The organism is Micromonospora sp. BL1, assembly GCF_003667485.1.
Classification (GTDB): domain Bacteria; phylum Actinomycetota; class Actinomycetes; order Mycobacteriales; family Micromonosporaceae; genus Micromonospora; species Micromonospora tulbaghiae.
Map to the genome: position 1 here is coordinate 1 of NZ_RCVK01000342.1, position 9,815 is coordinate 9,815.

Annotated in this window: 9 protein-coding genes; 4 read left to right on the forward strand and 5 right to left on the reverse strand. The window is 72.7% G+C overall.

Annotation, left to right across the window (positions count from 1 at the left end):
• On the reverse strand, positions 1 to 2,649 hold a 2,649-nt coding region (gene ppdK, locus EAD96_RS25855; RefSeq protein WP_121686095.1), incomplete at its 3' end, for a pyruvate, phosphate dikinase.
• A 133-nt stretch (positions 2,650 to 2,782) separates the two neighbouring features.
• Here ppdK and EAD96_RS25860 point away from each other — a divergent pair.
• The 3 genes from EAD96_RS25860 to EAD96_RS25870 all read left to right on the forward strand — a co-directional run bounded on the left by EAD96_RS25860 (position 2,783) and on the right by EAD96_RS25870 (position 5,422).
• On the forward strand, positions 2,783 to 3,286 hold the full coding sequence (locus tag EAD96_RS25860; RefSeq protein WP_121686096.1) for a GNAT family N-acetyltransferase: 504 nt from the start codon (positions 2,783 to 2,785) through the stop codon (positions 3,284 to 3,286).
• A gap of 9 nt (positions 3,287 to 3,295) precedes the next feature.
• Positions 3,296 to 3,922 (forward strand): hypothetical protein, encoded by a 627-nt coding sequence (locus EAD96_RS25865; RefSeq protein ID WP_120570462.1) that lies wholly within the window; start codon positions 3,296 to 3,298, stop codon positions 3,920 to 3,922.
• 144 nt (positions 3,923 to 4,066) lie between these two features.
• Entirely contained in the window at positions 4,067 to 5,422 is a 1,356-nt protein-coding gene (locus EAD96_RS25870; protein ID WP_121686097.1) for a hemolysin family protein, read from the forward strand.
• Positions 5,423 to 5,486: 64 nt separating this feature from the next.
• Here EAD96_RS25870 and EAD96_RS25880 read toward each other — a convergent pair whose 3' ends face one another.
• Genes EAD96_RS25880 through EAD96_RS25895 form a run of 4 tightly spaced genes read right to left on the reverse strand, consistent with a single transcriptional unit; the run spans position 5,487 to position 7,849 of the window.
• On the reverse strand, positions 5,487 to 5,804 hold the full coding sequence (locus EAD96_RS25880) for a PRC-barrel domain containing protein (protein ID WP_121686098.1): 318 nt from the start codon (positions 5,802 to 5,804) through the stop codon (positions 5,487 to 5,489).
• Positions 5,791 to 6,171 (reverse strand): hypothetical protein, encoded by a 381-nt coding sequence (locus EAD96_RS25885; protein WP_120570460.1) that lies wholly within the window; start codon positions 6,169 to 6,171, stop codon positions 5,791 to 5,793. Before EAD96_RS25885 ends, EAD96_RS25880 begins: the two co-directional genes overlap by 14 nt.
• Entirely contained in the window at positions 6,168 to 7,418 is a 1,251-nt protein-coding gene (locus tag EAD96_RS25890; protein WP_233586176.1) for an NRAMP family divalent metal transporter, read from the reverse strand. Before EAD96_RS25890 ends, EAD96_RS25885 begins: the two co-directional genes overlap by 4 nt.
• A gap of 47 nt (positions 7,419 to 7,465) precedes the next feature.
• Entirely contained in the window at positions 7,466 to 7,849 is a 384-nt protein-coding gene (locus EAD96_RS25895; protein ID WP_175438812.1) for a PaaI family thioesterase, read from the reverse strand.
• Positions 7,850 to 7,957: 108 nt separating this feature from the next.
• Here EAD96_RS25895 and tyrS point away from each other — a divergent pair, with 108 nt between their 5' ends.
• A complete protein-coding gene (gene tyrS, locus EAD96_RS25900) occupies positions 7,958 to 9,241 on the forward strand; it encodes a tyrosine--tRNA ligase (RefSeq protein ID WP_120573845.1) in 1,284 nt (427 codons plus the stop codon).
• Positions 9,242 to 9,815 lie beyond the last annotated feature (574 nt).

Sequence of the window (9,815 nt, forward strand, 5' to 3'; positions counted from 1 at the left end):
GGACTTCTCGGTGCGGGCCTCGACCGCGGCGCGGCCGGCGGCCAGCCGCGCCACCGGCACCCGGTACGGCGAGCAGGAGACGTAGTCGAGCCCGGCCGCGGCGAAGAACCCGATCGAGTCCGGGTCGCCGCCGTGCTCGCCGCACACCCCGACGGTCAGGTCCGGCCGGGCCGCCCGCCCCTCGGCGACGGCGAGCCGGACCAGCCGGCCCACCCCGGTGGCGTCGATGCTCTCGAACGGCGACACCGGGAAGATCCCCCGTTCCAGGTACGTGGAGAAGAACGCCCCTTCCACGTCGTCCCGGGAGAATGCCCAGGTCATCTGCGTCAGGTCGTTGGTGCCGAAGGAGAAGAACCGCGCCTCGGCGGCGATGTCCCCGGCGGTCAGCGCCGCCCGGGGCGTCTCGATCATGGTGCCGACCGGGATCTCCGGTGCGTCCGGCACCTCGGCCAGCACCCGCCGCGCCTCGTCCGCCACCGCGGCGAGTTCCCGCACGTCACCGACCAGCGGCACCATGATCTCCGGGCGCGGGTCACCGCCGGCCCGGACCCGCTGCGCGGCCGCCTCGGCCAGCGCCCGCACCTGCATCGCGAACAGGCCCGGCACCACCAGCCCGAGCCGTACGCCCCGCAGCCCCAGCATCGGGTTCGTCTCGTGCATCCGCCGCACCGCCGCCAGCAGCACGCCGTCGTGGCCCGGTTCCTCGCCGCGCGCCTGCGCGCCCGCCACCCGGGCGGTCAGCTCGGCCAGCGGAGGCAGGAACTCGTGCAGCGGCGGGTCGAGCAGCCGGACGGTGACCGGCAGCCCGTCCATCGCGGTGAGCAGCCCGAGGAAGTCGGCCCGCTGCAACGGCAGCAGCTCGTCCAGCACAGCGCCCACCTCGGCCGGGCTCTCGGCCAGGATCAGCCGCTCGACCAGTTCCCGGCGCTCCCCGAGGAACATGTGCTCGGTGCGGCACAGCCCGATCCCGGCGGCACCGAGTTCGCGGGCGCGGCGGGCGTCGTCCGGGGTGTCCGCGTTGGCGTGGACGCCGAGCGTGCGCACCGCGTCGGCGTGCCCGAGCAGCCGGTGCACGGCGGCGACCAGCGGGTCGGCCTCGGGCCGCAGCTCACCGGTCAGGTAGCGGGCCACCGGGGACGGTTGCACCGGCACCTCGCCGAGCCAGATCCGCCCGCTGGTGCCGTCGATCGAGATCACGTCGCCGGCGCGCACCACGTGCTCGCCCACCGTGAACTCGCCGCGCTCGACGTCGATGGCCAGCGCCTCGGCCCCGCACACGCAGGTCCGGCCCATGCCCCGGGCCACCACGGCGGCGTGCGAGGTCTTGCCGCCGCGCGAGGTCAGCACCCCGGCCGCGGCGATCATGCCGGCCAGGTCGTCCGGGTTGGTCTCCGGCCGGACCAGGATCACCGGTCCGTCGGCCGCCGCCGCGGCGGCCGAGTCGAACACCACCCGCCCGACCGCGGCGCCGGGCGAGGCGCCGACGCCGACCGCGAGCGGCTCGGGCGCGCCGGCGGCGTCGAAGGCCGGGAACATGAGCTGGGCGAGCTGCGCCCCGCTGACCCGGGTCAGTGCCTCGTCGGCCGTGATCAGGCCCTCCTCGGCCAGCTGCGCGGCGATCACGAACGCCGCCGCCGCGGTGCGCTTGCCGACCCGGGTCTGGAGCATCCACAGCCGGCCGCGCTCGATGGTGAACTCGACGTCGCACAGGTCGCGGTAGTGCCGCTCCAGCGTCGCCATGATCTCCCGCAGCCGGTGGTAACTCGCCGGGTCCAGCCGCTCCAGCTCGGTCAGCGGCACCGTGTTGCGGATGCCCGCCACCACGTCCTCGCCCTGCGCGTCGGTCAGGTAGTCGCCGTACACGCCGGGGGTGCCGGTGGCCGGGTCGCGGGTGAACGCCACCCCGGTGCCGGAGTCCGGGCCGAGGTTGCCGAACACCATCGCCATCACGTTGACGGCGGTGCCCAGGTCGTCCGGGATGCGCTCCTGCCGCCGGTAGATCCGGGCCCGCTCCGAGTGCCAGGACTCGAACACCGCGCGCACGGCCAGGAACAGCTGCTCGTGCGGGGCCTGCGGGAAGTCGTGCCCGACGTGCCGGGCGAAGATCTTCTTGTACGTCTCGACCAGGTCGCGCAACTGCCCGGCGCCCGGACCGTCCGGCCCGGCGGTGGCCCGCAGCGCGGCCAGCTCGTGCTCGAACTCCTCGGCCGGGATGCCGTGCACGGTCCGGCCGAACATCTGGATCAGCCGCCGGTACGAGTCCCAGGCGAACCGCTCGTCGCCGGTGCGGGCGGTCAGCCCGGCCACCGTGGTGTCGTTGAGCCCGATGTCGAGGATCGTCTCCATCATCCCCGGCATCGAGTACCGGCCGCCGGAGCGCACCGCCAGCAGCAGCGGGTCACGCGGGTCGCCCAGCCACCGGTCCAGCCGCGCCTCCACCTCCCGCAGGTGCGCGTTGATCTCCTCGTACAGGCCGTCCGGCGGCGCGCCGGTGGCCAGGTACGCCCGGCACGCGTCGGTGGTGACGGTGAACCCGGGTGGCACCGGCAACCCGAGCCGGGTCATCTCGGCGAGGTTCGCGCCCTTGCCGCCGAGCAGGTCGGCCCGGCTGCGGTCACCCTCGATGAAGTCGTAGACGTACTTCGACATGGTCCGGCCTCCTCGACTGCGTCGTTCCACCTCCTTGGTAACCGGGGCGGCCGGGGGCGCGGCAGGGTCGGACGGGACACACACCGGGCCGGAGGTCCCGACCGTGTCGGAGGGTGCCCGTATCGTTCCGGCCGTGACAGACGAGGTGCTGCTCCGTCCGGTGCGCGACGACGACCTGCCCGCCTTCTTCGCCCACGAGCAGGATCCGCAGGCGAACTGGATGGCCGCGTTCGGCCCGAAGGATCCGTCCGACCGGGCCGCGTTCGACGCGCACTGGGCGCGCATCCGCGCCGACGAGCGGATCGTGAACCGCGCCGTCATCGCCGACGGCCGGCTGGTCGGGCGGGTGGCGGCGTTCCCGGTCGGCGAGCAGACCGAGGTCAGCTACTGGATCGACGCGGCGCACTGGGGGCGCGGCCACGCCACCGCCGCGCTGCTCGCGCTGCTGCGGGAGGTGCCGCACCGGCCGCTGCACGCCCGCGCCGCCAAGGACAACGCCGCCTCGCTCGCGGTGCTGCGCAAGTGCGGCTTCGTCGTGGTCGGCGAGGACTCGGGGTACGCCCCGGCGCGCGGCACCGAGGTCGAGGAGTACGTGCTGGAGCTGCCCGCCGAGGGGTCTGACCAGGCAGACCGCTAGTCTCCCCGGGTGAACTGGCTGGAACTCGTCGGCTGGGCCGGCTCCGCGCTGCTGGTCTGGTCCCTGCTGCAGACCCGGATCCTGCGGCTGCGCGCGCTCAACCTGGTCGGCTGCCTCATCCTGATCGGCTACAACACCGCCGTGCAGGTCTGGCCGATGGTCGGGCTGAACGTCGTGCTCGCCGTGATCAACGTCTGGTACCTGCGCAAGCTGCTCGCCACCCGGCACGACGAGCAGACCTACCAGGTGGTCGAGGTGGGCACCGGCGACGCGTTCCTGGCCCACACGCTGCGGGTGCACGCCGCCGACATCGCCCGGTTCAACCCGGGCTTCCACTGGGACCCGGCCGCCGCCGACCGCTCGGCGTTCCTCGTGGTACGCGCCGACGAGGTGGTCGGCGTGATGCTCTCGCACGCCGAACCGGGCGGGGTGGCCCAGATCGACCTGGACTACGTGACCCCGCCGTTCCGCGACTTCACGCCGGGGGAGTTCGTCTACCGGCGCAGCCGCCTGTTCACCGACCGGGGTTTCCGCCGGGTGGTCAGCCCGCCCGGCATGATCGCCCCCTACTACCACCGGCTCGGGTTCCGCCCTGAGGGCGGCGCGTACGTGCTCGACCTGCCCGTACCGGCCTGAGCCCCGGCTCCGGCGGGTCACGCCGGGGCCGGTCATGATTCGGCGGCGGTCCCGCGGGGCAACAGAGGGCCACGCCGACCGGATCTGCCGGCCGGCGAGTCGGCCATCGGCCGACCCGGATCGGGCCGAGGGAGATAACCGGTCGTGCAGAGCTACTGGAGCCAGCTTGCCCTGGTCGGTGTGCTGGTGATCCTCAACGCGGTGTTCGCCGGCAGCGAGATGGCCCTGGTCTCCCTGCGGGACAGCCAGGTGCAGCGGCTGGAGCGCAGCAGCCGCGGCGGACGGACCCTCGCCCGCCTCGCGAAGGACCCGAACCGGTTCCTGGCCACGATCCAGATCGGCATCACACTCGCCGGGTTCCTCGCCTCCGCCGCCGCCGCGGTGTCCCTGGCCAAGCCGCTCGTCCCGCTGCTGGGCGTCTTCGGCAACGCCGCCGAGACGGTCGCCATCGTCGCTGTCACGCTGGTGCTCACGTTCGTCACGCTCGTCTTCGGTGAGCTGGCCCCGAAGCGGATCGCCATGCAGTCGGCCGAGCGGTGGGCGCTGCTGGTGGCCCGCCCGCTGGACGTGCTGTCCAGCATCACCCGGCCCGCCGTCTGGCTGCTGGGCGCGACCACCGACCTGGTGGTACGCCTGTTCGGCCTGGACCCGAAGGCCGAGCCGGACGAGATCGGCCCGGACGAGCTGCGCGACATCGTGGCCGGCAACCACGGCTTCACCAAGGAACAGCGCACGATCATCGCCGGTGCGGTGGAGATCGCCGACCGGCAGTTGCGGGCTGTGCTCGTACCCCGGTTGCAGGTCTTCACGCTCGACAGCGGCACCACGGCGGAGGCCGCCCGGCTCGTCCTCGCGGCGACCGGCCACTCCCGGGCGCCGGTGGTGCGCCACGGCGGCCTGGACGAGGCGGTGGGCGTGATCCACCTGCGGGACCTGGTCGGCGTCTCGGACGACCGGCCGGTCGACGAGATCGCCCGCCCGCCGATGCTGCTGCCCGACTCCCTGCCGGTGGTCGACGCGCTGCGCCAGTTCAAGGCCGAACGCCAGCACATCGCGCTCGTGGTCGACGAGCGCGGCGCGGTCGACGGGATCGTGACGCTGGAGGACATCCTGGAGGAGATCGTCGGCGAGATCTACGACGAGACCGACCGGGACCTGCGCGCCGTGCGCACCGAGGCCGACGGCACGCTGGTGCTGCCCGGCACGTTCCCGGTGCACGACCTGACCGACCTCGGCGTGGAGCTGCCGAACCGGCCCGCCGGCGACTACACCACGGTCGCCGGGCTGGTGCTGATCTGCCTCGGGCACATCCCGACGGTGGCGGGGGAGCAGGTGACCGTGGACGGCTGGGAGCTGGCGGTGGCCGACGTCGACCAGCGGGCCATCACCGAGGTGCACGTCCGCCGCCGCGGCCGCCACGACGGCTCCCCGGACGGCGACATCACCGACGACGCCGCCGACCCGGCCGACACGCCGGAACTGGACGACGCCCGCCGCTGACCGGCGCCCGGCGCGCGCTTCACTGGCGCTCGGCTCAGCGGGGCTCGGCTCAGCGAGGCTCGGCTCAGCGGCGCCCGGCGGGCGGGCTGAACGGGAAGCCGGGCACCGGCGGGAGCAGCTGCACCGCGTCGGCGGGCAGCTGACGGGTGCTCCGCCCGACCAGCCGGGCGATGATCCGCAGCAGCCACGGCCCGGACGGGTGCAGCTCCGGGCCGATCAGCCGGCTGATCACCCGGGTCCACCAGTGCCCGGCGACGATCACATCGGTGATCCGCAGCCGGTCCGGCGGCCACCCGCCGCGCACCACCACGTCCACCACCCGGCCCAGCCGCCGCCCGTGCAGGTCGTACGCGGTGCGGCCGAGCAGCTCACCCGCTCGCACGGCCGGACCCCGGGATGCGCTCGATCAGGTGCCGGCGTAGCCACGCCTCCACCGGTGACGGCGGCAGGTCCGCCGCCGGACAGCGCAGCCGCACCGCGCTGTCCACGCGGGCGACCTCGGCCAGCGGTACGCGCAACGGCGGCACCGGCGGGTCGTCGGTGAACCGGTCCGCCACCGCCACCAGCAACCGCCCGATCCGCCCGCCGATCCGCTCGCCGAGCGCGCCCTGCCCGGTGAGCAGGGCGTCCACGTACGGGAAGCCCTCGTCGTCGACCGCGAACGCGATGTCGTCGACGCGCCCGACCAGCCGCCCGTCCACGTCGACGATCTGCCGGTCGAGCAGCCGCTTGGCGAGCTGAACCCTCATCGCCCCATCCCCGTCATGATCGCCAGTGGGATCGCCGCCACCGAGGCCGCCACGATGAGCAGCAGGAACACCGCGCCGAGCAGGTTCATCCACCGCCCGTTGACCCGGTCGCCGAGATACCCGCGGTCGTTGGCGACCACCAGGATCGGCAGGTAGGTCAGTGGCAGCACCACCGCGCTCAGCACCAGCATGTACTCGGTCAGCCGCACCGGGTCCACAGTCGTCATCAGCATCACCACACCGAGCAGCAGACCGACGAGCAGCACGCTGTGGAACCGGGCCGCCTCACGGGGACGGACCCGTTTGCCCCACTGCCACCCGAAGTACTGCGCCGCCGCGTACGCCGCCGACAGCCCGGTCTCCAGCGCCGCGCCGAACGTCACCGCGAAGAACGCCAGCACCGCGGCGGCCAGTCCGGCGCCACCGAGCGCGGTCGCCACCGGCCGCGCCACCTCGTCCAGCGTGCTCAACGATGCCCCGGACGGGTGGTAGGCCACCGTCGCGACGGCGATCAGCGACAACGCCAGGAACCCGCCCACCGGGAAGCCGATCAGCACGTTCGAGCGGGCCCGCGCCAGGTCCGCCGCGCTCCACCGCTCCTCGACGCCGCCGGAGGAGAAGAAGAACACCTCGTACGGGCTCACAGTCGAGGCGAACAGCGCCACCGCTACGAACCAGTACAGCGGCCAGCCGTGTCCGGCCGAGCTGACCTGCCACACGCCCTGCCCGAGTTCCGGCCAGTCCGTCGGCAGCGCCACCAGCGCCACCGCGAACACCAGCAGCGACAGCCCCGCCAGGCCGAAGATCCGCTCCATCAGCTCGAACCGCAGCCGCCACAGCACCAGCCAGACGGCCAGCGCGGCGAGCGGCACCCAGAACAGGTGGCTCAGCCGGGTCGCCAGTTGCAGCGCCAGCGCCACTCCGCCCAGCTCCGCGGCGAGCGTGACGACAGTGACCAGCCACGACGCGACCAGGTTGAGCAGCGCCACCCGCGGCCCGAGCCGCTCCCGGACCAGGTCGAACACCGCCCGTCCGCTCACCGCCGCGATCCGGCCGGCCATTTCCGCGTACGCGCAGATGCCGACCACCCCGACCAGCAGCACCCAGGTGTGGGCCATGCCGAACAGCGCGCCGGCCTGACTGGCCGCCACCAGGTCACCGATGTCGACGAAGCCGCCGACGGCCGACAGCACGCCGAGCGTGGCGGCGAACAGCTTCCTCACGTCGGGCCGGGCGCGGACGTCCACACCGAGGCGACGATATCGCCGTCAGCGCCCGGTTTCGGGCGAATGCGTCAGGCGGCGGTGAGGTTCTGCAGCCGCACCTGACCGCGGGCCACCAGCCGGCCGTCGGCGTCGGTGATCTCCACGAGCCAGAGCTGCTGGCTGCGGCCCCGGTGCACCGGCGTGCCGACAGCGGTCAGCTCCCCGTCACGCACCGCGCGCAGGAAGTCGGTCTGGTTCGACACCCCGACGACGTTGCCCTTGTCGCCCAGCCAGAGCGCGCCGCCGATGCTCGCCGCCGTCTCCACCACCGAGCAGTAGACGCCGCCGTGCTGGATCCCGTACGGCTGGTGCAGCTCCGGGCGCACCTTCCAGCGGATCACCACCCGGTCCCCGCTGACCTCGTCGAACGTCAGGCCCAGCAGGGCCACGAAGCCACCGGTCAGGTTCGGCATGTCCACCGCGGTTCCTCCTCGCGTTCGACGGGCGCCGCCAGCCTAGTCGCCGCCACGTCGGCAAACCCGGTACGGGCCGGGCCCGGGAATGGGGGAGAATCGGTGACCGTGACCGACAGCAACCTCCCGCAGGGGCGGGACTCCCTGACCGAAGACCTGCTGTGGCGGGGCCTGATCCAGGACTCGACCGGCCTCGACGACCTGCGCGAGCTGCTCGACGCCGGACCGGCCACGTTCTACGTGGGCTTCGACCCGACCGCCCCGAGCCTGCACGCCGGCCACCTCATGCAGGTCCTCACCGCGCGCCGGCTCCAGCTCGCCGGGCACCGTCCGCTGCTGCTGGTCGGCGGCGCCACCGGCCAGATCGGCGACCCGAAGGAGAGCGCCGAGCGCACGCTCAACTCGCCCGAGGTGGTCGCCGGCTGGGTGGAGCGCATCCGCGAGCAGCTCTCGCCGTTCGTCACGTACACCGGGGAGAACGCGGCCCAACTGGTCAACAACCTGGACTGGACCGGCGAGATGTCGGTGGTGGAGTTCCTCCGGGACGTCGGCAAGCACTTCCCGGTGAACAAGATGCTCGCGCGCGAGGTGGTCAGGGCGCGGCTGGAGACGGGCATCAGCTTCACCGAGTTCAGCTACCAACTGCTGCAGGCGAACGACTTCTTCGAGCTGCACCGCCGGCACGGCTGCCAGCTCCAGTACGGCGGCTCCGACCAGTGGGGGAACATCACTGCCGGCGTGGACTACGTCCGGCGGCGCGGCGCCGGGCCGGTGGAGGCGTTCACCACGCCGCTGGTCACCAAGTCCGACGGCACGAAGTTCGGCAAGACCGAGGGCGGCGCGGTCTGGCTCGACCCGCAGATGACCAGCCCGTACGCCTTCTACCAGTTCTGGGTCAACGCCGACGACCGGGACGTCAGCCGCTACCTGCGGTACTTCAGCTTCCGCTCCCGCGAGGAGCTGGAGGAGCTGGAGAAGGCCACCGCGGAGCGGCCGCAGGCGCGCCTGGCCCAGCGGGCGCTCGCCGAGGAGCTGACCACGCTCGTGCACGGCGAGCGGGAGATGGCCCAGGCGGTGGCCGCGAGCCAGGCGCTGTTCGGCCGCGGCTCGCTCGACGAGCTGTCCCCGGAGACGCTGCGCGCCGCGCTGACCGAGGCCGGCCTGGTGCACCTCGACGAGCTGCCGGACGTGGCCGGCCTGCTCAAGGAGTCGGGCCTGGTGCCGAGCATGAAGGAGGCCCGGCGGGTGATCGCCGAGGGCGGCGCGTACGTCAACAACACCCGGATCTCCGAGGTGGACGCCACCGTCTCGGCGGACGACCTGCTGCACGGCCGGTACCTCGTGCTGCGCCGGGGGAAGCGCTCGTTCGCCGGCGTCGAGCTGCGCGGATAGTCGCCCGTCGACTGTGTGACGCGGGACGCGCCCAGTGGATTTGACGATCACTCCGCTGGGCGCGTAACTTTCTCTCTGCCAGCGCGGAACGGACGAAACAGGGCGAAAGACCTGGAAGGCCGGAGCGCAGGACCTGAGAACCGGGTGGTGCCCCGGATTCGCCGGGAGGCGGATTTGGCGAGGCGGAACCGACCGGGTAAGGTTGTCGGCCGGTAGGGAAACGGGCGAGCCAGTGGGAAACTGCGGGCGGCCGTCCTGCCGAATTCCTCGGAACGACCGGCGGAAGCCGGTTGAATCGGGGTGCCCGGTAAAAGGGTGATGCACGACGAACCGGGAAACACCGGTTTGACACGGCAGAAACCACCGGGTAACGTAGTAAAAGTGCCCGCTGCGAGAGCGGCGGGCAGCTGAACGAAATACCCCAAGCGGGGTTCCACGGTGTGGGGCTTCTGGTTGGTGTGTGGTTGTTCTTTGAGAACTCAACAGGGTGCTTGTAAAGCCAGTGCCAATTGTTTTATACCCCGGACTGGTCAGGCTGTTGTCTGGCTGGTTGGGATTCCTTTGGCAACACTTT

Bases quoted from the DNA above. Each gene is read 5' to 3' on its own strand.
- EAD96_RS25885 (WP_120570460.1), bottom strand. From the start codon at position 6,171: ATGAGGGTTCAGCTCGCCAAGCGGCTGCTCGACCGGCAGATCGTCGAC.
- EAD96_RS25895 (WP_175438812.1), bottom strand. From the start codon at position 7,849: ATGCCGAACCTGACCGGTGGCTTCGTGGCCCTGCTGGGCCTGACGTTC.